The following is a 22,989-nucleotide window of genomic DNA, read 5'->3' on the forward strand; positions in this document are numbered from 1 at the left end:
TTCAAACACGTCCTGATGCTGCCCCAAGTCCGGCCGTTCGCCCTGCTGATGTTCTTCGCGAGGATGCCCCCGGCGGCGACCGGCGTGATTCTGACGCTGCACGTCGCGGTCACGCTCGACCGGGGGTACGGCGCGGCGGGGCTGGTCGGGGCGGCGGGCACGATCGGCATGGGGATCGGCGCGCCGCTGATGGGCAGGCTGATCGACGCACGTGGGCTGCGGTCGATGCTCGCCGTGAGCGTCACGGCCTCGGCGGCGTTCTGGCTCACCGCGCCGCTGATGGGCTACTGGACGTTGCTGGTCCTGGCGTTCCTCGTCGGACTGCTCGGCGTGCCGATGATGTCGATCGGGCGGCAGGTCATCACCGCGCTCGTGCCGGAGAGCCGCCGCCGGGTCGCGCTGTCGGTCGACTCGATCTCCGTCGAGCTGTCGTTCATGGGCGGGCCCGCGCTCGGCGTGTTCGTCGCGACGAAGTTCTCGACGAACGCCGCGCTGCTGTTCATCGGCTTCTCGATCCTGGTCGCCGGAGTGCTCCTGTACTGGGCTGACCCGCCGATGGTGCACGAGGACGAGGTCGTCGACGGACCGCAGCCGCGGGTGGTCGAGTGGCTGCGCGGACGGATCGTCGGCGTGCTCGTCGTGTGCGTCGGTGCGACCGTGTGCCTCGGTGGCATGGAGGTCTCCGCCATCGCGTCGTTGGAGCACATCGGCAAGCAGAGCTGGCTCGGCGCGGTGTTCTTCGCGATGTGCGCCGCGTCGATCGTGGGCGGCCTGGTCTACGGCGGTGTGAAGCGCGTGCCCAGCGTGTTGGTGCTGCTGGTCCTCATGGCCGCGCTGGAGATCCCGGTGGGTCTGGGCGACGGCAACGTACTGCTGCTGTGCCTGCTCCTCGTGCCGATGAACCTCATGTGCGCGCCGTTGATCGCGGCGTCCGGCGAGACGATCAGCCGGCTGGCACCGCCCACCGCGCGGGGGCTCGCACTCGGGCTGCAGGGGTCGGCGTTCACCCTCGGCAGCGCGATCGGCCAGCCGCTGGCGGGTGCCGCGGTCGACCGTGCGGGAGCACCGGCGGGGTTCGCGGTCGTCGGCGTGGTCGGACTGCTGGTCGCGGGCGTCGCGTGGCTGCTCGCGAGGTCTCGTAAACCCGTTGCCGACCGGGTGACGATGTCCTCGTGAACCTCGCACCGTTCAAGTCGGTCCTGGCGCTGCCCGGGGTCCGTCCCCTGATGCTGCTGATGCTGTTCGCCCGGATCCCCCCGACGGCGGCGGGCGTCACCGTGACGCTGCACGTCGTCACCACGCTCGACAAGGGCTACGCGGCGGCCGGCACGGTCGGGTTCGCGACGATGGTCGGCCTCGGGCTCGGGTCGCCGCTGATGGGCAAGCTCGTCGACAGCAAGGGCCTGCGGTTCGTGCTCGCACTGAGCCTGCTCGAAGGCGCGTTCTGGGTGACGGCGCCGCTGATGGACTACTACGTGCTGCTGGTGCTGGCGTTCGCGAACGGGCTCGTGGCGGTGCCGGTGATGTCGATCGGGCGGCAGGCGCTCACGGCGATCGTGCCGGAACCGCAGCGCAGGCCCGCGTTCTCGCTCGACTCGATCTCGGTCGAGCTGTCGTTCATGGTCGGGCCCGCGGCGGGCGTGCTGATCGCGACGAAGTTCTCGACCGGAACGGCCCTGGTCGTGATCGGCGTGGCGATACTGACCGCGAGCGCCGTGCTGTTCGCCGTGAACCCCGTGCTGCTGCACGAGGACGACGTAGTGGAAGGCCCGCCGCCCCCGGTGCGGCAGTGGCTGCGCGGGCCGATGATCGCCGCGTTGATCGTCCCGTTCGGCGCCACGATGGTGTTGTCGGGCATGGAGATCTCGGCGATCGCCTCGCTGGAGCGCTCAGGGCAGCAGGGGTGGCTCGGGGTGATCTTCTTCGTGATGTGCGCGGCGTCGGCGCTGGGCGGGCTCTTCTACGGGAGTTTGAGACGGGTGCCGAGCGGCGTGGTCCTGCTGGCCTGCATGGCGTTGCTGGAGCTGCCGGTCGGTCTCGGCGACGGCAACGTGTGGCTGCTCGCGCTCGCGTTGATCCCGATGAACCTCGCGTGCGCGCCGACGATCACGGCCTCGTCCGAACTGATCGCGAAGAGCGCCCCGCCCACGGCGCGCGGGCTCGCTCTCGGACTGCAGGGCTCCGCTTTCACGTTCGGCGTCGCCGCCGGTCAGCCGCTCGCGGGAGTCGCTGTGGACCACAGCGGACCCCCGCTCGGCTTCGTCGTCGCGGGCCTCGCCGGACTGCTGGTCGCCGGTGTCGGCTGGGTGCTGTCGCGGCAGCGTCAGGCGGTCTCGGCCACGTCCTGATCGGAGTTGGCCAGCGCGAAACCGGTCCGCAGCGCGCCCACGGCCTCGGACACGGCCTCGCGGAAGATCCCGCCGACGCCGAGCACGTTCGCGAAGCCGTGGAAGAGGCCCTCGTGCCGGCGCAGCACCACCGGCACGCCCTCGGCGGCCAGGCGTTCCGCGAAGGCCTCGCCCTCGTCGCGCAACGGGTCGTAGCCCGCGGTCGCGATGTAGGTCGGGGGCAGGTTCGAGAGGTCCTCGGCCAGCATGATCGACAGACGCGGGTCGTGGCGGTGCTTGCCGCCCTCGGAGTACTGGTCGAGGAACCAGTCCATCTTCTCGTCGGTGAGGAAGAACCCGTTGCCGAAGATCTCGCGCGACCGGCGGCGCACCGACGCGTCCACGCCGGGGTAGAGGAGCAGCAGGAACGCCAGGTCGACCTCGGCGCCGTGGGCCGTCACGGCGGCCAGGTTGCCACCGGCGCTGTCACCGCCGAGCGCGATCCGCTTCGGGTCGATGCCCAGGTCCTCGGCCTTCGCGACGGCGTAGCGCAGCACCTCGGCGGCGTCGTCGGCCGCGGCGGGGAACGGTGCCTCCGGGGCGAGCCGGTAGTCGGCCGCGAGCACCCGGACACCGGTCTCCTTGGCGAGGAACCGGCACAGCTGGTCGTGGCTGTCGAGGCTTCCGGTCACCCAGCCGCCACCGTGGTAGAAGATCAACAGCGGCGAGCCGGTCGCGAGGCCCAGCGGCGTGTAGAGGCGGCCCGCGAACTCCCCGATCGAGAGCTCCCTGGTACCCACCCCGGTGATCTTCGGACCCGCCACGAGCTTCGAACTCAACTCCAGGTCGAGCCGGCTCTCGGAAGGTGTCCTGGTGCGCCACCCCGTCCCGGACAGCTGCTGGAGCTTCAGCAGCAACTGGGCCTCCGGGTGCAGGTCCTGGCCGTCCAGGCGGACGGGTGTGCCGGCGATGAGGCGGCGCACGGGGCCGGGAAGACCGAACGCGAAGCGCAGAGCACCGGCCAGCACGGCCGCCTGGAAGTTCGACATGTGGTGCAGGTTACTCGCGAGTAGCGCTGGATCTCCAGTTATCTGGAGGTGGAAGGATCGGTGGCATGACGGTGACGGTGGTGGGCATCGGCGGCTCGATCAGGCCCGACTCGCAGTCCGAACGGGCGCTGCGGGTGGCCCTCGAGGGTGCTCGCGAGCTCGGTGCGAAGACGATCCAGTACAGCGGGCCCGACCTGGTGCTCCCGTTCTACGACCCGTCCGTGCCCGAGCGCACGGACGTCGCCCGGCGGATGGTCGAGGACCTGCGCTCGTGCGACGGCGTGATCGTCGTGTCGCCCGGCTACCACGGCACCGTGTCCGGCCTGGTCAAGAACGCCCTCGACTACATCGAGGACCTCCGCGACGACGAACGCCCGTACCTCGACGGCCGCGCGGTCGGCACCATCACCGCCGCGTACGGCTGGCAGGCCGCGGTGAACACGCTCACGGCCGTGCGCTCGATCGTGCACGCGTTGCGCGGCTGGCCCACCCCGCTCGGCGCCGCGATCAACTCCGCCCAGGTCAAGTTCGACGGCGACGGCTCCTGCTCGGATTCCGACGTCGACCGCAACCTGCGGACCGTCGGCCGTCAGGTGGCCGAGTTCGCCCTCCGCCGCCCCGTCTCCGACGTGAACTGAGTCACCATCGGGCATTTACGTCGTGCACGATGCGTTCTCCCTCAGTGAAAGGCAATCGAGCCCACTGACTCAAGGGAGAGCGGAATGGAAGCGCTGTACACGGCTGAGGCGACTGCTTACGGCGAAGGCCGCAACGGCGAGGTGCGTTCCTCCGACGGCGTGATCGACGAGATCCTGTCGGTCCCGAAGGAGATGGGCGGCCCCGGCGGCGAGGCGACCAACCCGGAGCAGCTCTTCGCGGCCGGGTACTCGGCGTGCTTCAACTCCGCCATCGCCGCCGTCGCACGCGCCGGGAAGATTCAAGTTGCGTCTTCCGAGGTAACCGCCAAGGTGGGTATCGGATCCAACGGCGCGGGCGGCTTCCAGCTGGCCGTCGAACTCGCGGTGAAGATCCCCGGACTCGACCAGGCGGTCGCGGAGAAGCTCGTCGAGCAGGCCCACCAGGTCTGCCCGTACTCCAACGCGACGCGCGGCAACATCGAGGTGGCGCTCACCGTCACCGTCTGAGGAGGCGCGTTTCACATGGCCAAGAACCCGATCACCAGCCCGCTGGCCGACGCCGACCGCGATGCCGTCGGCGCCATCCTGCAGGCGACGCTCGTCGACCTGGTCGACCTGTCCCTGATCGGGAAGCAGGCGCACTGGAACGTGATCGGCAAGAACTTCCGCAGCGTCCACCTTCAGCTCGACGAACTGGTCGTCCTGGCGCGCAACGCCGCCGACCAGGTGGCCGAGCGAGCGGCCGCTCTCGGCGTCACGCCGAACGGCACGGCGAAGACCATCGCCGAGTCGTCCGGCGTGCCCGAGATCGAGACCGGCTGGCTGAAGGAGGACCAGGTCGTCTCGTCGATCACGAACTCCCTGGCGTCGCTGATCTCCCGCATGCGCGGTCGCATCGACGAGACGGACAAGCCCGACCTCGTCACCCAGGACCTGCTGATCGGCATCACGCAGGAGCTGGAGCAGGCGCACTGGATGTGGCAGGCCCAGTCGGCCTAGCCCATCAACCGACGGATGGCCCGCTCCTCGACGGAGCGGGCCTCGTCGACTTTCAGGGCCAGTTCGTCGTAGTCGCCACCCCGTGCGATCTCCGACCAGAGCCGCCCGGACTCCCGGAACTCATGGGCGCCGGGCAGCCCGGCCTCGGTCAGGAACTCGGCGTACAGCGGCCTTGTCGCAGAGGGCGCGGTGTACTCGACCTCCAGGCAGTCGTGCAGCCTGCGCGTGACGACGTCCTCGGTACCGGCCCACCGCTGGGCCCAGCCCTTCTTGCCCTTGTCGCGCAACTCCTTCGCGAGCTTGCGCATGCCGGAGAAGCCGAAGTTCACGTCGAAGTTGTTGCCCAGCACCGGGCCGGTCAGGTGCTCGCAGGTCATGCGCACGGCTTTCGCGACGTCCGGCTCCGCCGTCTGCTCGCCGATGCTGATCAGCTCGTGCTTGGCCGTGGCCCAGCCGACCAGGAACTCGTCCAGCGGCAGGACATGGGTGCCGGCGGCTGTGCTCTCGCCTCCGCCACCGAGCACGGTGACGGTGTCGCCGTCGACCCCCGCCACCCCGACCGGGTGCTTCTCCCTGCCCATCAGGCAGATCACCGGTCCGTCCGCCGCGCGCAGCCGCTGTTCGGCCTTCCGCGCGGACGTCGTGGACGTCACCTCGTGCGCGATGCCGGCGTGCTGCAGCGCGGTCGGGATGAACGGCGCCGGGTGGTGCCGCGCCACGATCGTCATCATCGGCGCGTGTCCCTTGTACTCGAACACGAAGTACATGAACCCGATGCCACCCGCGAGCCCGGCGAGCATCGGCTCGGACCACTCGCCGTCGAGCACCTCGCGCAACAACCACGAGTCGTGCATCTGCCCGCTGGGCCGCGCGTCCTTGAGGACGTGCCTGCGGGCGGTGGTGTAGGACTCGCCGGTGCGCTCCATCCGGGCGCGAACCAGGCGCTTGAACGACCGCTGCTCGGTCATGGCTTGCCTTCCGCGGACGCGCCGGAGCCGTTCCCCGCGCCTTGCTCTGCTCGTCCGGGCTGCGTTCGTGCACACGACCGACCGGCGCCGGGAGGACAGGGGTCCCCTTTGCCTCCGCGACGCCGGTCAGCGCGGGTGACCGATCAGGAGGTGAGGCGCTCGGCAGCGCCGTCACCAGGCTACTTCGCCAGGTGCCTCCGCGCGAAGTCCACCTCGGCCGCCGTCTGCCGGATCGTCTCCGCCACCACCAGCGAGCCGTGGCCCGCGTCGTAGCGGTACATCTCGTAGGCGTGGCCGCGGGCCGCGAGGGCGTCGAGGTAGTTGTCGATCTGCCGGATCGGGCAGCGCGGGTCGTTCTCGCCCGCGAGGATCAGCACCGGGGCGGTGACCTGGTCCACGTACGTGAGCGGCGAGCACTCGCGGTACAGGTCGGGCAGCTCCTCCGGGGAGCCGCCGAACAGGGCGCGGTCGAAGGCGCGCAGCGGTTCCATCTCGTCCTCGTAGGCGGCGAGGTAGTCGGCCACCGGGACGCCCGCGACGCCGACCGCCCAGCGCGACGGCTGGGTGCCGATGCCGAGCAACGTCAGGTAGCCGCCCCACGAGGCGCCGTTCAGCACCGACTTCGACGGGTCGGTGAGCCCGGACTCGATCGCCCAGTCCTGCACGGCGGCGATGTCCTCGAGTTCGGTGAGCCCCGGCCTGCCCTCGATGGCGTCACGCCACTTCGAGCCGTAGCCGCTGGAGCCGCGGTAGTTCACGTGCACCGTCGCGAAGCCGGCGTCGAGCCAGACCGCGCGGTAGGCGGAGAAGCGGTCCTCGTCGGACGAGTGCGGGCCGCCGTGGATCAGGAAGACCGTGGGGAACGGGCCCTCGCCCTCGGGCTTCGAGACCAGGGCGTGCACGTCGCCGACGAACACGTCCTCCAGCTTGAACGACGTCGCGGGCTTCGCTCCGGCGGGCTCGACCAGCACGCTCTCGGTGCCGTCCGTGGCGAGCGCGCGGATGACCGTCGACCTCTCGGCGGACGACCACGAGTACTCGACCGTGCCGTCCGGGCGCACGCCCGCGGAGCCGACGACGCCGGGCGCGGTGTCCAGGGTGGACAGTTCGCCGGTCTCGAGGTCGTAGCGGTGCACGGTGTTGCGGGCGTGGTGGGTGTGCACGATCAGCAACGCGGACGCGTCCGGGTACCAGTCGGCGGAGACCTCGCCCGGCAGGTCGAGGACGATCTCGCGCTCGGTGTCGGCGGCGACGTCCCAGATCAGCAGTTCCTCACGGCCGCGGCGCTCGTGCAGCACCAGCAGCCGCTGGTCGCCGCGCACCGGGCTGAACGAGATGGCGTCGAGGCCCTTGCCCTTGCCGTCCCACTTCTCGGCGACCTTCTCGCCGGTCTCCGCGTTCAAGGCGCGCAACGCCATGTGCCGGTTGTCGCCGTGCTCGGAGTGCGCGATCACGACGAGCGACTCGTCCTTGGACAGCGCGGTGACACCGGCGTCGTTGACGTGCTGGTAGAGCACCTCGGCCTTGCCGTCGCGCGCCAGCCACACCGTGGTGCCGTCGTCGGTCGAAGCGGCCACCGCCGTGACGGTGCGGCCGATCTCCAGACCGGCCGGGTAGCCGGGCGTCACGTCGGCGACGGCGGGCTCCGCCTTGCTGCCGTCGGCCTTGAACGGCTCGCGCACCCAGACGCCGAACTCGTCGCCGTCGTGGTCGTCGAACCACCAGATCTCGGTGCCGTCCGGGTTCAGCGTGGCGTGCGACGTGCCGTTCGGGCGGTCGGTGACCTTGCGGTGCTCGTCCGTCGCGCGGTCCCAGGAGTAGATCTCCCACACGCCGCTCGCGTTGGAGACGTACAGGGTGCGGTCCGGAGCGTCGTCGGCCCAGCCGGGCAGGCTCATGCGGGGAGCGGTGAACCGCTCGCGCCACCGGGTCTCGGCGGCGGGGTCGTCGAAGAGCTGGTCCGGGATGGCGGGAGAAGGGTGCGTGGTCACGGTTCAACACTAGAGTCCGCGGCGGCCGCCTGGGGGTTCCGGACGGCACGACCACCTCGCGGTGGATTCTCGCGAGGCACCGAGGATCTTTGTTGCGAGATCACGTCGAACGCGTGATTCGATTTATTGATCGAACCAGAAAACCTGGATGTGCGGTGGATTCAAGAGTTATTCTTGGAGCATGCTGGAAACGATGGAACGTCTCGCCGGGGCCGGCACGTTGGAGGAAGTCCAACGCGTCGTCCGTACCAGGGCCAGACGCTTGCTGAAGGCACACGGCGCGACGTTGGTGCTGCTCGACGGCGATCTCTGCTACTACGCGGACGAGGACTCGATGAGCCCGCTGTGGAAGGGGCAGCGGTTCCCCGCCTCGAACTGCATCAGCGGATGGGCGATGATGAATCGTCAGACCGTCGCGATCAGGGACATCCGCTTCGATTCCAGAATTCCACAGGAGGCGTACCGGCCGACATTTGTGCGGAGCCTCGTTCTCTCCCCGATCCTGCGTCCTCACCCGATCGGCGCCATCGGGTGCTACTGGGCCGTCCCGCACACCGCGACCCCGGCCGAGACCGAGACGCTGGAGTCGCTCGCCCGCGCCGCCGGCGACGCCCTGGAACGCTTCCCGGAGGGCCTTCCCGCGCGGGGCTTCATCAGCTGACGTGGCGGAAGTGCCGCAGCGCCAACGGCCGCTGCAGGTACTCGTCCTCGTCGGGAAAGGTCACCGGGTCGGTGCGCCACCCGGGACCTGCGTAGTTCTCGAGCGCCTGCTCGTCACGCCACCGGCTCACGTACCGGACGCGCAGCGGGTCGTCGAGGTCGACGAGCACCTCGTGCCCCACAAGCCCCTTGTAGGTCTCGGGGAACGTCCTCACGAGATCCCGGACCCGAGCGACGAACTCCTGCTCCCGGCCCGGCTTCACCAGAGCCTCGGACACCCGCGTCAGCACGCGCCGAGCCTACTGCCGGTCGAGCTCCTCCTCGAAGATCCGGTCAACCTGCCGCGAAGCCCGCGACAGCGCCCTGACCGAGAAGTAGACGACCGCGAAACCGGCGGCGACGGCCACCGTCACCCACGTCGACGTGAGCATGTAGACGATCCCCAGGGACTGCAACACCACGACTGCCTTGGCCGCAACGACGATCCACGACCTGTGAGACGGATTGACGGCGGAGGCGGAGTCCATCACAACATCTCCCGAATCATTCAACGAGGGCTGAACCGCTACCTTCGTCGTTTGGATCAGGCCAGTCGTTACGCTACGTGAGTTGAACCGTCAACATTCACCCATAGAGGTTAACGCTACGTGGTCGTCTCGTGTGGTTTGGCGCAGAACGATGGCCTTCTGTCACTCAAACACGGTGGCGTCTACGGCCGCCCGTGTCGAGACGCGTCACACGATCGGGTGGCTTTCCGCGATCGCCGATGTCCTTTTCGGTGACCAGAAGGGACCTTCGCCTCTGTGGGGTGAGGGCCCTCTCGTCGACTGGTCGACACAAAAGCTGAGATGAATTCACGCCTGAAAGGAGATGATGCGGCGCATGAGCTGGTCCCGGGCAGATACGTGGCTCCGTCGCAACGCGCCCAAGCTGCGCGCCAAGTTCCTGCCTCCTGCCACCGCCACCGAGCTGGCCGCGGCGGAGGAGAAGATCGGCGCGCCACTGCCCGCCGACCTGGCGGCGTGGTGGACCGAGTGCGGAGGGTTGGCGAGCGTGGACTACACCCCGCTCATCCCGGAGTTCTACAGCCCGCTCGGCGTCGCCCAGGCGCTGGAGGTCCGCGAGATGATGATGGAGATCCGGCGCGACTTCGCGGTCGTCCCGGAGATCGTGGACGTCGACGCGCACGAGGCGCGGAAGCTGGCCGAACCCGCCGCGTCGCCCATCGGGGACCTGTGGCTGCCGCTGTTCGTCCCGGTCGCGGTCGACGCGTCCGGCACCTACCTCTTCGCCGACCTCCGCCAAGGGCTGTTGCGCGGGTGTGTGATGCAGTTCGACGAGGTCGAGGGTGCGGACGAGGAACCCCGGTGGGAGAGCGTCGACGCGATGCTCCGTGCGGTGGTGGAGTGGCTGGAGGGCGATTTCCGCACCGAATGGCCGCTGTGAGCCGAATTGCCTCTCGAACAACGGCAAAAACAAATCAGCCCCCATCCGCATTTCTGCGAACAGGGGCTGACCTGTGTTATTCAATCGGGGTGACAGGATTTGAACCTGCGACCTCTTCGTCCCGAACGAAGCGCGCTACCAAGCTGCGCCACACCCCGGCTGGGAACATGTAGAACTCTACATCATGTCCGCGCCAGCTCCGAATCGGACCCCCTCATTTCGCCCCTGACCAGGCGTAACGGGCCTCGGAACGAGGGTCAGCAGTGATGCCTCCGGAGGGCAGCAGAAGCGCACCGGCGCGTACGGCGAAGTGCCCATGCCGGCCGACACGTTCATCCACATGTGCGAGCCCCAGCGGGAAACGCCACGGGCGCGGCCGCGGTCCAGTTCGCAGTTCGTCACGACGGCGCCGTAGAACGGAATGCGGAGCTGGCCGCCGTGGGTGTGGCCCGCCATCACGAAGTCGTAGCCGTCGGCGGCGAACGGGTCGAGGACGCGCGGTTCCGGGGAGTGCGTCACGCCCAGGCGCAGGGCCGCGGACGGGTCCGGGGTGCCCGCGATGTCGGCGTAGCGGTCGCGCTTGAGGTGCGGGTCGTCGAGGCCCGCGCAGAAGATCTCCTGGTCGCCGACCTTGATGGTCTTGCGGACGTGCGTGAGGTCTTCCCAGCCGCGCTCGATCATGCCGGCGCGGAGGTCGCGCCACGGGAGCGTCACGCCGTGGATGCGCTTGGTTTTCGCGGACGGCAGGAGGTAGCGCGCCGGGTTCTTGAGCCTCGGCGCGTAGTAGTCGTTGCTGCCGAAGACGAACACGCCCGGCTTGTCGAGCAACGGGCCGAGCGCGCGCAACGTGCCGGGGACGGCGTCCTTGTGCGCGAGGTTGTCGCCCGTGTTGACCACGAAGTCCGGGTTCAGGTCGGCCAGGGCGGCGACCCAGCGCTGCTTCGACACCTGGTTCGGCGTCATGTGCAGGTCCGAGATGTGCAGCACCCTGATCGGCTTGGCGTCGGGGGACAGGACCGGCACCGTCGCGGTGCGCAGGGTCCAGTGCCTCCTCTCGATTCCCGCCGCGTACGCGATGGTCGCGGCGCCGACTGCGGTCGTGGCGAGGAGGGCTCGGCCCAGCTTGTTCACGCGTCAAGGGTACGGAAGGGCGTTAACTCGATCGGCGCGGCATCCGGCGGGCGGTACCGTTCTGCCCCATGGCGGAGTTGAAGACGCGGCTGAAGAACGACCTGACCGTGGCGATGAAGGCCCGGGAGACCGTGACGGCCGGTGCGCTGCGAATGGCGCTCACGGCCGTCACGAACGAGGAGGTCTCCGGCAAGGAGGCCCGTGAGCTGACCGACGCGGAGGTCCTGAAGGTCCTCGCGCGCGAGGCGAAGAAGCGCAAGGAGGCCGCGGAGGCCTTCGACGGCGCCGGGCGGGCTGAGAAGGCCGACCTGGAGCGCCAGGAGCTCGCGGTGCTGGAGACGTACCTGCCGAAGCAGCTCGACGACGCCGAGCTGGCGTCCATCGTGGACAAGGCCTACGACGCCGTCGCCGCGCAGCTCGGTGAGGCGCCGGGCCAGAAGCAGATGGGCCAGGTCATGAAGGCCGTCAACGCCGAAGTGGCGGGACGTGCCGACGGTGGCCGGGTGGCCGCCGCGGTGAAGTCCAAGCTGACGAGCTGAGGGGTGTGCCGCAGCGGAGCGATCCGCTGCGGCAACGGTCTAGAAAGCCTTGTCGACGGCGTCCGCGAACTCGCCCATCGACCCGAACTCCAGGTCGTAGCTGAAGTCGCCGGACGGCTCGGGCGTCGCGCCCCAGCCCGGCCTGTCGTGCCGCCGGTTGATCCACACCGACCGCAGCCCCTCGCGCTTCGCGGGAACGTGGTCGTGGAACAGGCTCTGCGCCACGTGCAGCAGCTCCGAACGCTTCACCCCCAACGCGTCGAGCGTGGTGTCCAGGGCGCGGAAGTGGTTCTCGGCGGGCTTGTACGCGCCGACGTCCTCCGCGGTGATGATCGCCGCGAAGTCCCCGCGCAGCCGGAGGTTGCTGCCCGCGAACCCGGCGCGGTGCACGTTGGACACGATGATCAGCTGGTAGCGGGAGGCCAGGCGCGCCAACGCCTCCGCGGAGTCGGGGAACGCCGGCCAGTCCGGTACGGACGACCCCAGCCGCGCCGCCCACTCGTCGCTCACCTCGCGCCCCAGGGCGGCGCCGGTCCGGCGGAAGGCGGAGGCCAGCACCTCCGGGTACAGCGCGAACTCGCCCGCCGCCACCTCGGCCTCCGCGGAGGCGTACGCGAGCAGCAGCTCCTCGTCGGACAGCGAAAGCCCCTGTTCGAGAGCCCACGGTGAGAGCACCGCGATGATCCCGGCCTCCCAGTCGATGAGCGTGCCGTAGCAGTCGAAGCTGAGCGCCTTGAACGCAGTCAGGTCCATGCCGACAAACTGTAGTGCAGTTCAACTGTAGGGCAACCCGTTAAACTGGCCGCATGTCAGCCCTCGACGGCCTCGAAGTGCGCCGCACCACCACGGCCCAGCAGCTGGCCGACGGCCTCTCCGAACGGATCATGGCCGGCGCCTTCGGCCCTGGTGACAGGCTCAGGGAGAGCGCGATCGCGGCGGAGCTCGGCGTCGCCCGCAACACCATCCGCGAGGCCGTCCGCATCCTGGAGCTCACCGGGCTGGTCCGCTACGAGGTCAACCGGGGCGCCGTCGTCATCGCGCCGACGCGAGAGAAGATCGAGGCGCTCTACACCGCCCGCGAGCGCCTGGAGACCGCCGCGCTCGCCCGCACCCCGCGCCCGGAGCAGCTGGCGGCGATCACGAAGGCCTTCGACGACCTCGTGGAGGCCGCGCGGACGGGCGGCGCGGTCGTCGATCGCGACCTCGCCTTCCACCAGGCCATCGTCGCGCTGCTCGACAGCACGCGGCTGGACGAGTTCTTCGCCGCGCTCACCAAGGAACTGCGCTTCTACCTCACGGTCCTGAGCCGGACCGAGACGCCGGACGAGGTCGTGGCCGAGCACCGGGCCATCCTCGACGCCATCCGCCTCGGCGACCGCGACTCCGCGGTCGCCGAGATCCGTGCGCACGTCGACGTCAGCGTCGCGCGCCTCAAGGCGATGCTCGACCGCTAACGGGGTTCCGGTTCGGTCGGCAACGTGATCGGTGGCGGCTCGTTCGGGTTGCCGGGCTTGGGCGGCTCCGGAGAGGGCGGCGGTTCGGTGGCGACCGGCGGCGGCACGTAGCCCGTGCTCACCGACAGGTTGATCACCGTGCCGCGCAACGCGTTGCCGCGCGGCGACTGGCTGACGACCGTGCCCTTCGACCTGTCGGAGTTCACCGACTGCTGGCTCACCTTGTAGCCGGCCTGCTCCAGGATCCGCGTGGCGTCGTTGATCTGCTTGCCCACGACGTCCGGCACCTGGATCTCGCGGCCGCCCTTGAGGTAGCGCTGCTCCACCTGCGGCAGCTGCGCCACGGGCAGGCTGCCGTGCACCTTCGTCATCGTCTCGAACCACGTCTTGGCGGGGATCGTGCCGCCGAAGATGTTGCCGTTGCCGCACAACCGCGGCGCGCCCGCGGCGCCCAGGCAGATCGGGCGCGGTGAGGTGCCGTCGTTGAACGTCTGCACGGCGCCCGCGAAGTCCGGGGTCGCGCCGATGAACGCCGCCGACTTGTACTCCTCGGTGGTGCCCGTCTTCGCGATCATCGGGCGGGTCCACTTGGCGGCGCGGGCGGCGGCCGCGGCGGTGCCGTTGCCGACGTCGTCCTTGCTCATGCCGACGGCGAGGCCGTTCGCGAGGCCCTCGGCGACGACCTGCTCGCACGGCGCCTCGTTCACCGGGACGGCCTTGCCGTTGCGGTCGAGCACCTTCGCGATCGGCGTGGGCGGGCACCACTTGCCGCCGCTCACGATGGTCGCCGCGACGTTCGCGAGCTCCAAAGTGGACACCGGCGCGGGGGAGAGCGTGAACGACGCGTTGCCGCCGTTCTGCTTGTAGAACTCCGTCTGCGAGATGCGGTTCTGCTTGTCCTTGGCCTTCGGGTCCGGACGCGTGCCCTGCAGGTTCGTCGCCATCGTCTCGCGCATGCCCAGGCGCGAGGCCATGTCGACGACCGCGTCCATGCCGGTCTGCTCCTCGAGGATCACGAAGCCGGTGTTCGGCGACGTCGCGAGGGCCTGCTGCAGCGACATGGACGACGGGTAGCTCGAGTCGAAGTTCGAGAGGCAGTACCAGCGCGTGCCGGGCTCACCGGTGCTCGGGCAGCGCTGGGCGCCACCCTTGAACACGCGTGAGACGTGCGAGGTCGGCGTCGGGATGACGTTCTCGATGCCGAGGCCCTTCTCCAGGGCCGCCGCCGCGGTGAAGACCTTGTAGATCGAGCCCGCGCCGAACTTGTTCTCCACGCCGCTCGGCAGGTCGTACGTCGTCTGGCGCAGGTCGGCCTTCAGGCCGTAGTCGCGGTTCGCGACCAGCGCCAGCACCTCGTGGCGTTCCTTGCCGGGCTTGACGATCGCCATCGTGTTCGCGATGCCGTCGACGTTCTTGCCGACGCCCGCCTCGGCCGCCGCCTTCGCCTGCGAGGTGGCCACCCTGTCCAAAGTGGTCTGGATGGTGTACCCGCCGGTGCGCAGCTGCTCCTCGCTGAATCCCGCGCGCTGCAGGTAGTTCACGACGTACGAGCAGAAGAAACCGTTTTCCGGACCGGCGCCCACGCACCCGTTCGGCGGAGTGCGGACCGGGGTCGCGAGACCGAGGCCTTCCTTCTTCGCCGCCTCACCCGCGTCACGCGACAGCTTGTCGTTCTCGACCATCCGGTCGATCACTTTGTTGCGCCGGTCCAAAGCTTTGTCCGGATACGCTTCGGGGTCGAGTGCTGACGGACTGTTCACCATTCCCGCGAGCATCGCCGCCTGGGGGACCGTCAACTTGTCCGGAGTCGTGTTGAAGTAAGCCTGCGCGGCCGCCGCGATGCCGTAAATGGTCGAACCGAATGGAACGACGTTGAGGTACCGGGCGAGGATCTCCTCCTTGCCGAGCTTGCGCTCCAGCTGCAGCGAGATCCGGGCCTCGCGCATCTTGCGCGCGATCGTCTGCTCCTGGGCCTTGGCCTGCTCGAGCTTGTTGTTCCGCGCCACGACGTGGACCAGGTAGTTCTTGACGTACTGCTGGGTCAGCGTGGACGCGCCCTGCGAGACCGAGCCGCTGACCTGGTTCGTCAGGCCCGCGCGGATCGTGCCCTTCCAGTCGACGCCCTGGTGCTCGTAGAACCGCCGGTCCTCGACCGAGATCAGCGCGGCCTTCATGGTCGGCGAGATCTTCTCGGGCGGCGTCAGCACTCTGTACTGGTCGAACAGGTAGGCGATCGGCGCGCCCTCCTTGTCGGTGACCGTGGTGATCAACGGGGGGTCCGTCGTCACGAGGTCGGCGGAGATGCTGTCCACGGTGTCGCTGGCCCTGTTCGAGACGAGGCCTGTCGCACCCACGACTGGGAACAGCATGCCGGCGAGGAGAACCCCAGCCAGCAGGCACAGGCCGAGCATCTTGAGCACGCCATTCCTGACTCGCACGCGGGCCAGCGTACGCCGTACACGAACGGGTGAAGGTGATCAGTAAGTGCCGTTACTCAGCATGAGTAGACATACGCAAGACAGGTAACAGTCGGGTGACCCAGGCTTGGAGTGGGAACCGAACGGCACTACAGTCCGTCAACGTCCAAGGAATGCAGCCGTAGCTCGAACGCTACGGCATCCGTGGCAGGGGTGTGGCGGATTTCCACATTTGGACAGCACTGAGGAGTGGGGGATATGAACCAGGGGGATTGGCGTATCAACGCTTCGTGCCGAGACGAAGAGCCGGACCAGCTCTTCGTCCGAGGTGCGGAGCAGCGCAAGGCGAAGCTCGTGTGCCTGGGATGCCCGGTGCGCATGGAATGCCTGGCCGAAGCGCTCGACAACAAGATCGAATTCGGTGTCTGGGGCGGCATGACCGAGCGCGAACGCCGTGCTCTGCTGCGCCGCCGCCCGGACGTGGACTCGTGGTTCGAACTGCTCGACAACGCACGTCAAGAGCACGTCGAGGACACGAGGGTCAGCTAGTCACTCGCCGGCGAGACGGCGACCTATCTCCCGTAGGCCGTCGAGGTCGTGCACGTCAGCAGGCAATGCGGGCACGCCGACCAGCGCAACGCCGGGGTGAGCACGCGTGAACCGGGCCAGCAGCCGCTTCTCACGATCGGCCACCGCGACCCGGTCCGCGTGCAGCCGGAGCACTGCCGCGGCGAGCGGCGCCTCACCGGAGCGGTCCAGGTCGTCCGCTGCCGCGAGCGCCTTCGCCGCGGGCAGGTCCGCCGCCAGCACGGGGTGGGTCCTGTTCGCGACGAGCCCGCACAACGGCATGTTCTCGGCGCTGAGCCGCTCCACGAAATAGCTCGCTTCGCGCAACGCGTCGGGCTCGGCCGCCGCCACCACCACGAAACCGGTTCCGGGCGAGCGGAGGAGTTCGTACGTGCGCTGCGCGCGCTCGCGGAATCCGCCGAACATGCTGTCGAAAGCCTGAACAAAGGTCGACGCGTCCTGCAACAGCTGGCCACCGACGATCGTCGACACGGCGCGCGTGAAAAGGCTGAAGCCGGTTCCTACAATTTTCAACAACCCGCGGCCGGAAGCACGCGCGGGCGCCGACAGCATCCTGATGAACCTGCCGTCGAGCACGGTCGAGAGCCGCTGCGGCGCGTCCAGGAAGTCGAGCGCGGACCGCGACGGCGGGGTGTCGACGATGATCAGGTCCCACTCGTCCTGCGCCACCAGCTGGCCCAGCTTCTCCATCGCCATGTACTCCTGCGTGCCGGAGAACGACGAGGAGATGGTCTGGTAGAAGGGGTTCGACAGGATCTGGTCGGCCCGGTCGCGGCCCGCGTGGGTCAGCACCATGTCGTCGAACGTGCGACGCATGTCGAGCATCATCGCGAACAGCTCGCCCTTGGGCTCGAAGCCGTCCACGACGACCTCGCGCGGGTGGTTGTCGAGCTCCCGCAGGCCGAGCGACTGCGCGAGCCGCCGCGCCGGGTCGATCGTCAGCACGACCACGCGCCTGCCGCGTTCGGCCGCGCGCACCGCCAGCGCCGCCGCCGTCGTCGTCTTGCCCACGCCGCCCGACCCGCAGCACACCAGCACGCGGGTGTTCAGGTCGTCGAGCAACGGGTCGAAGTCCAGCCTGTTCATCGGACCCCCGCCGCCACCAGCACCTCGGCCAGCTCGTACAACGCGGCCACGTCCACCCCGTCCGTCAGGTCCGGCAGCTCGAGCGTCGGCAGGTCGGACTCGCCGAGCAGCTCCTTCGCCTCCTGCTGCGACTGCACCCGGACCGCGTGCTCCACCGTCTCGTCGACCAGGCCTTCGAGCGTGAACTCGTCGAGGTCGAGGCCCGCCGTCTTCAGCCCCGCCAGCACCCGCGCCTCGTCGACCCTGCCCTCGGCGGCGACCGGGACCGAGCGCGCGGGCAGCCGCGTGGGCTGGACCCGGTTGACCAGCACCGCGCCCGGACGCAGGTCGGCGCCGTCCAGTTCGGCCACGGCGTCCAGGGTCTCGCGCACCGGCATCTCCTCCAGCAACGCGACCAGGTGCACCGCCGTGTCACCCGAGTGCAGCAGCCGCACGACGCCCTCGCTCTGCCCCTTGATCGGACCGACCTTCGCCAGGTCGGCCATGGCCTTGGTGACGTCGAGGAACTTGACGACCCGCCCGGTGGGGGGCGCGTCCAGCACGACCGCGTCGTAGAGGTGGCGGCCGTCCGGCCCGGTCCGGTTCACGCACTCCTTGACCTTGCCGGTCAGCAGGACGTCGCGCAGGCCGGGCGCGAGCGTGGTCGCGAACTCGATCGCGCCCATCTTGCGCAGCGTGCGGCCCGCGAAGCCGAGGTTGTAGAACATCGCCAGGTACTCCAGCAGCGCGGCCTCGGCGTCGACGGCCAGCGCGTGCACCTCACCGCCGCCCGGCGCGGACGCGATCCGCTCCTCGGAGTAGGGCAGCGGGGCCCGGTCGAAGAGCTGGGCGATGCCCTGCCTGCCCTCGACCTCGACCAGCAGCACCCGGCGGCCACCGGTGGCCAGGGCCAGCGCCAGCGCGGCCGCGACCGTGGTCTTGCCCGTGCCGCCCTTGCCGGAGACCACGTGCAGACGGGCTCGGGTCAGCTCCTCGGTCCACGACGTCACACGTCCAGACTAGGTGTGAAACCGGTCGAACGTGGATCGGTCGGTCAATCCACCATGGTGAGGAAGAGAACGGCCATGGCCGTCGCGGCCACCAGTGCCCAGGCCACGACCGACGGCAGCCACAGCGCGATGCTCGCCGTGACGACCACCACCACGACCAGACCGATCACCCCGGCCTGCACGACCTGGACCCGCTGGCTGTACTTGCGGTCGCGCACCTGCGCCATCGCGACGAGCACCATCACCAGCCCGCCGAGCGCGAACAGGCTGGTGGCGACGATCCGCCAGGTCTCCACGTGATCAAGGTAGCCCGAAGGCCGCGAACCCCGCAGGCATCGTTCGGGTGGCGGGTTAGGCTCCCCGCATGACGAAGTGGGAGTACGCGACCGTGCCGTTGTTGATCCACGCAACGAAGCAGATCCTCGACCAGTGGGGCGAGGACGGCTGGGAGCTGGTCACCGTGCTGACCAACCCGACCGGTGAGCAGCACGTCGCGTACCTGAAGCGGGTGAAGGCGTGAGCACCTGGACGAACCGCCTGAAGGAGCTCGGCATCGAGCTCCCCGGCGTCGCCGCCCCGCTCGCCGCCTACGTGCCCGCCACGCAGAGCGGTCCGTGGGTCTTCACGTCCGGCCAGCTGCCGTTCGTCGACGGCAAGCTCCCCGCCACCGGCAAGGTCGGCGCCGAGGTCTCCCCGGAGGAGGCCAAGCAGTACGCCGCGACCTGCATCCTCAACGCCCTCGCGGCCGTGGACGCGCTCGTGGGGATTGACTCGATCAAGCGAGTCGTGAAAGTTGTCGGGTTCGTGGCCTCCGCCGAGGGCTTCACGGGGCAGCCCGGCGTCATCAACGGCGCCTCGGAGCTGCTCGGTGAGATCTTCGGTGACGAGGGCAGGCACGCCCGGTCCGCCGTGGGCGTGGCCGAGCTGCCGATCGGCGCTCCGGTGGAGATCGAACTGATCGTCGAGGTGTGACATGTCGGACACGTGCCACGAACTGCTGCTGAGGCTGGCCGGGCGCATCCCGGACGACCTGCTGTGGCGGTACCGGGACTGGGCCGCGTCGGACGCGTACGCGGTCCTCGCGCGGTCGCTGCCGCGCACGCTCCTGCACGGACGCATCCCTCTGACGGATCACGAGCTGCGCCTTTTGCAGGACGCGCTGGTGCCCTACGGGGCGGATCCCGGCGCGCTCAGTTCGGTCAAAGGACTGGACGAACTGCCACCCACCGGCTACACCTTTTCCCCAGAATCACCCGATCGGGTGCCGATGGGGGATTCAGCGACCGTCGTTCTCGGTGCCACGCTGCGTGGCCGGAACGGGGTCGGCGAGGTCCGCTCCTGCTGGCGCATCGGTCCCACGGGGATCAACCGCGTCCTGCTGGTGGCGGCCACGACCGGCCACGCCCGGCTGACCGGTGAGCTGCAGCGTGTTCTGCGGGCGTTGGGCGAGCACGACCCGTGCGTCGAGGTCGTGTCGTCCGGCATGGACCTGCCGCCCTACCACCGGGCGGCGCTGGCGGCATCGGAGCTGGTGTGCGCCGGCGCCGAGTCCGAGGAGCACCTGGTGCTCAGCTAAGGAGAGTTGACGTGACGAACGACGGTGTCGGCCTGCCGGTCCGTCTCCACGATCTCCTGCTGTCGATGGCCGGGCGCGTCGACGACGCCGCCCTGTCGCAGGCCCGCGAGTTCCTCGCGGTCGGAGAACTGGACCGCTCGATCGAACTGCTCGTGGGCACGCTCCTCGCGGGCGGCATCCCCGTGCTGCCCGACGAGCGCGCGGCCATCACGTGGATCCTCCACGAGGTCCGCTCGGACGCGTCGCTGACCGACCGCCTGCCGGTGGTCGAGATGCTGCCGTTCTTACGGCACCGCTTCACCTCCGAGACCGACCCGGCCTCGGACATCGCGGCCGACCTGAGCCGTGCCGTGTCGGTGCTGCCGGACATCCGCTCGGTGCGGTGCGTCTGGCGTTCGTCGCCGACGGGCTCCACGCCGGGTCCGCTGCCCCAGCGCGTCGTGCTGGTGGACATCGGTCCGCAGGGCTTCGGTCCCGCGACCGCCTACCGCGTCGACTCCGTGCTGCGCAAGGCGGGCGTCCGCGCCGCCGTCGAGGTCCTGACGACCGGTGTGCAGCTCAGCGACTACCACGCCGCCGCGGTGACGTCGTCGCGCACGGTGCCGATCTCCGGGGCCCCGGTGCCGCTGGCCGAGCACCACGCCTCGCAGCAGCAAGCCTGGTTCGACCAGCCGGCCGAGGAGCTTCCCGCTCCGGCGCCGGTGGCCGAGCCGACACCGGCGCCGGAGCAACAGGAAGAGACCGGCTCACGACGCACGCGTTCCACACCGGCGCTGGAGGGGTCGCAGCCCTTCCCGCCCAAGCCCGTGAAGCGCATCCCGATGGCCTCGGTGGAACCCGAGGTCGAGGCGCTGCCCGAACCCGTTCCGATCAACCGGGCCGAGGTGACCACCGAGCTCAAGGCCGACGAGCTGGCCGCGTTGCAGGCCGCTCTCGCCGAGCCCGCCGAGCCGTCCTCGGTGGACGCGAACCTCAGCGAGCGCGAACGGGCCCTGCTGCAGCAGCTGCACGAGGAGCTGGCGCAGCGGGAGCAGACGGGTCCGCCGGCGACCGACAGCGGCCGCTGGCAGATCGACAGGTCGTCGTCGCGCCAGTCCGCCTTCGGCGCGACGAACAACGGCCACCAGCCTCAGTAACCGGTCCGCAGGTAGTCGAGCTGGGCCCGCACCGACCACTCGGCCGCGGGCCACAGCACCCTGTCCACGTCCGCGTAGACGATCTCGACGACCTGGCGCGGGGTCGGTGAGCCGCCCAGCGCCTCGACGGCTCCGCGGACCTGTTCCAGCCGCTGCGTGCGGTGGGCCAGGTACCTCCGCGCGGCCTCACCGGCGTCCTGCAGCTCAGGGCCGTGGCCGGGCAGCACGGCGGTGTTCTCCGGCAGTTCGGCGAGCATCTTCAGCGACTGGAAGTAGTCGCCCAGCTTCCCGTCCGGGTGCGCCACGATCGTCGTGCCGCGGCCCAGGACCGTGTCGCCGGTCAGCACGGCCTCGCCGTCGATCACGAAGCACAGCGAGTCGCTCGTGTGGCCGGGCGTGCCGAGGACGCGGAGTTCCAGGCCGGCGCTCGTGACCACCTCTCCGTCCGTGAGGCCCTCCGAGCCGTAGGTGAACGTCGGGTCGAGCGCGCGCACCGGCGCCTTGACCAACTCGCTGAACGCACGGGCGCCGTCGGAGTGGTCGGGGTGGCCGTGCGTCAGCAGGATCTCGGCGACCGGGCCGACCGCGGCGATCCGCTCGAGGTGGGAGTGGTCGAGCGGACCGGGGTCGACGACCACGTACGACGTCGCGTCCGGGGCCTTGAGCAGCCACGTGTTGGTGCCGTCGAGCGTCATCGGCGACGGGTTGTCCGCCAGCAGCACGGCGGCGTGCGGGGTGATCTGGCGCAGTTCGCCGTAGAGCGGGTGCGCGGCGCGGGCACCGATCAGCGGGGAGCCGCTCACGGGATCACCACCCGGATCACGTCGCCGTCGCGGATCAGCTTGGGGATGATCTTCTCGACGCTGCGCTCCTCGGCCATGACCTTCTCGACGCTGCCCAGGGCGCCGACCTCGTCGAGGGTGCGCCAGGTGGGCGGCATGAGCATCCGGCGGCCCACCTGGGCGTCCTGGACGGCGTCCGCGGGGGTCTGCCACGACGCGTCGGACGCCTCCGTCGTCTCGCCGTCCGCCTTCTGGCCGTCGGGCAGCGCGGCGACGAAGAAGCGGGTGTCGTAGCGGCGGGGCTCCTCGAGCGGGGTGACCCAGTTCGCCCACGGCCGCAGCAGGTCCGCGCGCAGGACCAGGCCCTCGGCGGCGAGGAACTGGGCGAGGGAGAGCTCGCGGTCGACCAGTTGCTGCCGGGCCTGCGCGTAGGTCGAGGTGTCCGCGACGACCGAGGTGGCGTCGGGGCCCGCGAGCAGCACGCCGGACTCCTCGAACGTCTCGCGCACGGCAGCGCACACGAACGCGCGCGCCGTGCCCTCGTCGACGTTGAAGACCTCGGCCCACCACCGCGGCTCCGGCCCCGCCCACGCGACGGACGTGTCGGCGTCCCGTTGATCAACGCCCCCACCGGGGAAGACGGTCATGCCGCCCGCGAACGCCATGCCCTTCACCCGGCGCAGCAGGAAGGCTTCGAGGCCCTCGGTGCCGTCGCGGAGCAGGACCACGGTGACGGCGTCCCGCGGCTCGACGGGTTGGGAGACCGGTGATGCGGGTACCAGGTTTCCCGGCAAGGTCATGTCGTCGGGCATCCTCCGAGCGTACGACCGCGCTAACCCGAGGATGGTGTGATGGCGACGAAGGTCTCCGGTTGTCTGGTGCAGACCCTGCTGTTCCTGCTGGGAGCCGTGCTGGGCACAGGTCTCACGGCGGTGGCGGGCGTCGTGATGTTCGTGCCGGACCGCACGACCGTGATCAGCGTCGATCCGACGGCGGAGTCACCGGGCGTGTACGTGAAAGAGGTGTCACGGCTCGTCGGCGGCACCTACTACGAGATCTGGCTCGGTCCGACGGCGGACCGCGGCCACGTCGTAACGGTGCCCAACGGCTGGGACCACGACCCGCGGCGCGAGACGTCTTCTGACGGCGTGCGCCTGAAGTTCGACAACGGGGGAGAGATCTTCGTCCCCAAGGCCAGTTACTCCTGAGGCAG

Annotated in this window: 28 protein-coding genes and 1 tRNA gene; 15 read left to right on the forward strand and 14 right to left on the reverse strand. The window is 69.7% G+C overall.

Annotation, left to right across the window (positions count from 1 at the left end):
• The first annotated feature begins 15 nt into the window (after positions 1 to 15).
• Positions 16 to 1,176, forward strand: a complete 1,161-nt coding sequence (locus tag BMY74_RS01175; RefSeq protein WP_245785822.1) for an MFS transporter — start codon at positions 16 to 18, stop codon at positions 1,174 to 1,176.
• Complete coding sequence (locus BMY74_RS01180) at positions 1,173 to 2,348, forward strand: MFS transporter (RefSeq protein ID WP_089908037.1); 1,176 nt, start codon at positions 1,173 to 1,175, stop codon at positions 2,346 to 2,348. The genes BMY74_RS01175 and BMY74_RS01180 overlap by 4 nt, the downstream gene beginning before the upstream one ends.
• Here BMY74_RS01180 and BMY74_RS01185 read toward each other — a convergent pair.
• The gene (locus BMY74_RS01185; protein WP_089908040.1) at positions 2,324 to 3,376 is read right to left on the reverse strand and encodes an alpha/beta hydrolase; all 1,053 of its coding nucleotides are present in this window, start codon (positions 3,374 to 3,376) and stop codon (positions 2,324 to 2,326) included. The two genes, BMY74_RS01180 and BMY74_RS01185, sit on opposite strands and share 25 nt — an antisense overlap.
• 65 nt (positions 3,377 to 3,441) lie before the next feature.
• Here BMY74_RS01185 and BMY74_RS01190 point away from each other — a divergent pair, with 65 nt between their 5' ends.
• The 3 genes from BMY74_RS01190 (at position 3,442) to BMY74_RS01200 (ending at position 5,013) form a co-directional block, all read left to right on the forward strand.
• Positions 3,442 to 4,014: an NADPH-dependent FMN reductase gene (locus tag BMY74_RS01190; RefSeq protein WP_089908043.1), complete on the forward strand. Its 573-nt coding sequence runs from the start codon at positions 3,442 to 3,444 to the stop codon at positions 4,012 to 4,014.
• A gap of 84 nt (positions 4,015 to 4,098) precedes the next feature.
• Entirely contained in the window at positions 4,099 to 4,521 is a 423-nt protein-coding gene (locus BMY74_RS01195) for an organic hydroperoxide resistance protein (protein WP_089908046.1), read from the forward strand.
• Positions 4,522 to 4,536: 15 nt separating this feature from the next.
• Entirely contained in the window at positions 4,537 to 5,013 is a 477-nt protein-coding gene (locus BMY74_RS01200; protein WP_089908049.1) for a Dps family protein, read from the forward strand.
• Here the strand turns inward: BMY74_RS01200 and BMY74_RS01205 are convergent.
• Both BMY74_RS01205 and BMY74_RS01210 read right to left on the reverse strand, forming a co-directional pair.
• Positions 5,010 to 5,981 (reverse strand): BtrH N-terminal domain-containing protein, encoded by a 972-nt coding sequence (locus BMY74_RS01205; RefSeq protein ID WP_089908052.1) that lies wholly within the window; start codon positions 5,979 to 5,981, stop codon positions 5,010 to 5,012. The genes BMY74_RS01200 and BMY74_RS01205 overlap by 4 nt on opposite strands.
• Positions 5,982 to 6,160: 179 nt before the next feature.
• A complete protein-coding gene (locus tag BMY74_RS01210) occupies positions 6,161 to 7,972 on the reverse strand; it encodes a prolyl oligopeptidase family serine peptidase (RefSeq protein WP_245785823.1) in 1,812 nt (603 codons plus the stop codon).
• Between the two features lie 181 nt (positions 7,973 to 8,153).
• On the opposite strand from BMY74_RS01210, the gene BMY74_RS01215 reads away from it, so the two are divergent.
• Positions 8,154 to 8,633 carry a GAF domain-containing protein gene (locus BMY74_RS01215; RefSeq protein ID WP_089908055.1) on the forward strand — a complete coding sequence of 160 codons (480 nt, stop codon included), beginning with the start codon at positions 8,154 to 8,156 and terminating at the stop codon, positions 8,631 to 8,633.
• Here BMY74_RS01215 and BMY74_RS01220 read toward each other — a convergent pair.
• Entirely contained in the window at positions 8,626 to 8,922 is a 297-nt protein-coding gene (locus tag BMY74_RS01220; protein WP_089908058.1) for an antibiotic biosynthesis monooxygenase family protein, read from the reverse strand. The genes BMY74_RS01215 and BMY74_RS01220 overlap by 8 nt on opposite strands.
• A gap of 9 nt (positions 8,923 to 8,931) precedes the next feature.
• Entirely contained in the window at positions 8,932 to 9,090 is a 159-nt protein-coding gene (locus BMY74_RS44735; RefSeq protein ID WP_177229519.1) for a hypothetical protein, read from the reverse strand.
• 424 nt (positions 9,091 to 9,514) lie between these two features.
• On the opposite strand from BMY74_RS44735, the gene BMY74_RS01230 reads away from it, so the two are divergent.
• Positions 9,515 to 10,078, forward strand: coding sequence for an SMI1/KNR4 family protein (locus BMY74_RS01230; protein ID WP_177229520.1), 564 nt, complete (start codon positions 9,515 to 9,517; stop codon positions 10,076 to 10,078).
• A gap of 84 nt (positions 10,079 to 10,162) precedes the next feature.
• Here BMY74_RS01230 and BMY74_RS01235 read toward each other — a convergent pair.
• Together BMY74_RS01235 and BMY74_RS01240 are read right to left on the reverse strand one after the other, a co-directional pair.
• Positions 10,163 to 10,236, reverse strand: a tRNA-Pro gene (locus BMY74_RS01235).
• A gap of 19 nt (positions 10,237 to 10,255) precedes the next feature.
• A complete protein-coding gene (locus BMY74_RS01240; protein WP_089908067.1) occupies positions 10,256 to 11,209 on the reverse strand; it encodes a metallophosphoesterase in 954 nt (317 codons plus the stop codon).
• 68 nt (positions 11,210 to 11,277) lie between these two features.
• Here BMY74_RS01240 and BMY74_RS01245 point away from each other — a divergent pair, with 68 nt between their 5' ends.
• Entirely contained in the window at positions 11,278 to 11,748 is a 471-nt protein-coding gene (locus BMY74_RS01245) for a GatB/YqeY domain-containing protein (protein WP_089908069.1), read from the forward strand.
• A 39-nt stretch (positions 11,749 to 11,787) separates the two neighbouring features.
• Here BMY74_RS01245 and BMY74_RS01250 read toward each other — a convergent pair whose 3' ends face one another.
• Complete coding sequence (locus BMY74_RS01250; protein ID WP_089908071.1) at positions 11,788 to 12,501, reverse strand: haloacid dehalogenase type II; 714 nt, start codon at positions 12,499 to 12,501, stop codon at positions 11,788 to 11,790.
• A 53-nt stretch (positions 12,502 to 12,554) separates the two neighbouring features.
• Here BMY74_RS01250 and BMY74_RS01255 point away from each other — a divergent pair, with 53 nt between their 5' ends.
• Positions 12,555 to 13,202 carry a GntR family transcriptional regulator gene (locus tag BMY74_RS01255; RefSeq protein ID WP_089908074.1) on the forward strand — a complete coding sequence of 216 codons (648 nt, stop codon included), beginning with the start codon at positions 12,555 to 12,557 and terminating at the stop codon, positions 13,200 to 13,202.
• Here the strand turns inward: BMY74_RS01255 and BMY74_RS01260 are convergent.
• Positions 13,199 to 15,640, reverse strand: coding sequence for a penicillin-binding protein (locus tag BMY74_RS01260; RefSeq protein WP_089908077.1), 2,442 nt, complete (start codon positions 15,638 to 15,640; stop codon positions 13,199 to 13,201). The genes BMY74_RS01255 and BMY74_RS01260 overlap by 4 nt on opposite strands.
• A 237-nt stretch (positions 15,641 to 15,877) precedes the next feature.
• Here BMY74_RS01260 and BMY74_RS01265 point away from each other — a divergent pair, with 237 nt between their 5' ends.
• Positions 15,878 to 16,168 (forward strand): WhiB family transcriptional regulator, encoded by a 291-nt coding sequence (locus BMY74_RS01265; RefSeq protein ID WP_089908081.1) that lies wholly within the window; start codon positions 15,878 to 15,880, stop codon positions 16,166 to 16,168.
• Here the strand turns inward: BMY74_RS01265 and bagB are convergent, their stop codons facing one another.
• Genes bagB through BMY74_RS01280 form a run of 3 tightly spaced genes read right to left on the reverse strand, consistent with a single transcriptional unit; the run spans position 16,169 to position 18,578 of the window.
• Positions 16,169 to 17,293, reverse strand: a complete 1,125-nt coding sequence (bagB, locus tag BMY74_RS01270) for an ATPase BagB (RefSeq protein WP_089908084.1) — start codon at positions 17,291 to 17,293, stop codon at positions 16,169 to 16,171.
• Positions 17,290 to 18,282, reverse strand: a complete 993-nt coding sequence (gene bagA, locus BMY74_RS01275; RefSeq protein WP_089908088.1) for an ATPase BagA — start codon at positions 18,280 to 18,282, stop codon at positions 17,290 to 17,292. Before bagA ends, bagB begins: the two co-directional genes overlap by 4 nt.
• 44 nt (positions 18,283 to 18,326) lie before the next feature.
• A complete protein-coding gene (locus BMY74_RS01280; protein WP_089908091.1) occupies positions 18,327 to 18,578 on the reverse strand; it encodes a hypothetical protein in 252 nt (83 codons plus the stop codon).
• Positions 18,579 to 18,646: 68 nt separating this feature from the next.
• Here BMY74_RS01280 and sp36 point away from each other — a divergent pair, with 68 nt between their 5' ends.
• The 4 genes from sp36 to BMY74_RS01300 are packed head-to-tail and all read left to right on the forward strand — an operon-like array spanning position 18,647 to position 20,994.
• Positions 18,647 to 18,802: a Sp36 family protein gene (gene sp36, locus BMY74_RS01285; RefSeq protein ID WP_086668176.1), complete on the forward strand. Its 156-nt coding sequence runs from the start codon at positions 18,647 to 18,649 to the stop codon at positions 18,800 to 18,802.
• On the forward strand, positions 18,799 to 19,254 hold the full coding sequence (locus tag BMY74_RS01290; RefSeq protein WP_089908095.1) for a RidA family protein: 456 nt from the start codon (positions 18,799 to 18,801) through the stop codon (positions 19,252 to 19,254). The genes sp36 and BMY74_RS01290 overlap by 4 nt, the downstream gene beginning before the upstream one ends.
• A 1-nt stretch (position 19,255) precedes the next feature.
• Entirely contained in the window at positions 19,256 to 19,858 is a 603-nt protein-coding gene (locus tag BMY74_RS01295) for a hypothetical protein (RefSeq protein WP_089908098.1), read from the forward strand.
• An 11-nt stretch (positions 19,859 to 19,869) separates the two neighbouring features.
• A complete protein-coding gene (locus tag BMY74_RS01300) occupies positions 19,870 to 20,994 on the forward strand; it encodes a hypothetical protein (protein ID WP_089908101.1) in 1,125 nt (374 codons plus the stop codon).
• Here the strand turns inward: BMY74_RS01300 and BMY74_RS01305 are convergent.
• Positions 20,988 to 21,797: an MBL fold metallo-hydrolase gene (locus BMY74_RS01305; protein WP_245785824.1), complete on the reverse strand. Its 810-nt coding sequence runs from the start codon at positions 21,795 to 21,797 to the stop codon at positions 20,988 to 20,990. The genes BMY74_RS01300 and BMY74_RS01305 overlap by 7 nt on opposite strands.
• Positions 21,794 to 22,588 carry an NUDIX hydrolase gene (locus tag BMY74_RS01310; RefSeq protein WP_177229521.1) on the reverse strand — a complete coding sequence of 265 codons (795 nt, stop codon included), beginning with the start codon at positions 22,586 to 22,588 and terminating at the stop codon, positions 21,794 to 21,796. Before BMY74_RS01310 ends, BMY74_RS01305 begins: the two co-directional genes overlap by 4 nt.
• 39 nt (positions 22,589 to 22,627) lie before the next feature.
• Between BMY74_RS01310 and BMY74_RS01315 the strand changes: the two genes are divergently transcribed.
• A complete protein-coding gene (locus BMY74_RS01315) occupies positions 22,628 to 22,984 on the forward strand; it encodes a hypothetical protein (protein WP_089908104.1) in 357 nt (118 codons plus the stop codon).
• Positions 22,985 to 22,989: the final 5 nt, after the last annotated feature.

It is taken from the genome of Lentzea albida (genome assembly GCF_900111005.1).
In the GTDB taxonomy this organism is placed as follows: domain Bacteria; phylum Actinomycetota; class Actinomycetes; order Mycobacteriales; family Pseudonocardiaceae; genus Lentzea; species Lentzea albida.

Bases quoted from the DNA above. Each gene is read 5' to 3' on its own strand.
- BMY74_RS01315 (WP_089908104.1), top strand. From the start codon at position 22,628: ATGGCGACGAAGGTCTCCGGTTGTCTGGTGCAGACCCTGCTGTTCCTG.
- BMY74_RS01230 (WP_177229520.1), top strand. From the start codon at position 9,515: ATGAGCTGGTCCCGGGCAGATACGTGGCTCCGTCGCAACGCGCCCAAG.
- BMY74_RS01310 (WP_177229521.1), bottom strand. From the start codon at position 22,588: ATGCCCGACGACATGACCTTGCCGGGAAACCTGGTACCCGCATCACCG.
- BMY74_RS01245 (WP_089908069.1), top strand. From the start codon at position 11,278: ATGGCGGAGTTGAAGACGCGGCTGAAGAACGACCTGACCGTGGCGATG.
- BMY74_RS01175 (WP_245785822.1), top strand. From the start codon at position 16: ATGCTGCCCCAAGTCCGGCCGTTCGCCCTGCTGATGTTCTTCGCGAGG.
- BMY74_RS01185 (WP_089908040.1), bottom strand. From the start codon at position 3,376: ATGTCGAACTTCCAGGCGGCCGTGCTGGCCGGTGCTCTGCGCTTCGCG.
- bagB (WP_089908084.1), bottom strand. From the start codon at position 17,293: ATGAACAGGCTGGACTTCGACCCGTTGCTCGACGACCTGAACACCCGC.
- BMY74_RS01190 (WP_089908043.1), top strand. From the start codon at position 3,442: ATGACGGTGACGGTGGTGGGCATCGGCGGCTCGATCAGGCCCGACTCG.
- BMY74_RS01205 (WP_089908052.1), bottom strand. From the start codon at position 5,981: ATGACCGAGCAGCGGTCGTTCAAGCGCCTGGTTCGCGCCCGGATGGAG.
- BMY74_RS01200 (WP_089908049.1), top strand. From the start codon at position 4,537: ATGGCCAAGAACCCGATCACCAGCCCGCTGGCCGACGCCGACCGCGAT.
- BMY74_RS01265 (WP_089908081.1), top strand. From the start codon at position 15,878: ATGAACCAGGGGGATTGGCGTATCAACGCTTCGTGCCGAGACGAAGAG.
- sp36 (WP_086668176.1), top strand. From the start codon at position 18,647: ATGACGAAGTGGGAGTACGCGACCGTGCCGTTGTTGATCCACGCAACG.
- BMY74_RS01255 (WP_089908074.1), top strand. From the start codon at position 12,555: ATGTCAGCCCTCGACGGCCTCGAAGTGCGCCGCACCACCACGGCCCAG.
- BMY74_RS01250 (WP_089908071.1), bottom strand. From the start codon at position 12,501: ATGGACCTGACTGCGTTCAAGGCGCTCAGCTTCGACTGCTACGGCACG.
- BMY74_RS01195 (WP_089908046.1), top strand. From the start codon at position 4,099: ATGGAAGCGCTGTACACGGCTGAGGCGACTGCTTACGGCGAAGGCCGC.
- BMY74_RS01295 (WP_089908098.1), top strand. From the start codon at position 19,256: ATGTCGGACACGTGCCACGAACTGCTGCTGAGGCTGGCCGGGCGCATC.
- BMY74_RS01215 (WP_089908055.1), top strand. From the start codon at position 8,154: ATGCTGGAAACGATGGAACGTCTCGCCGGGGCCGGCACGTTGGAGGAA.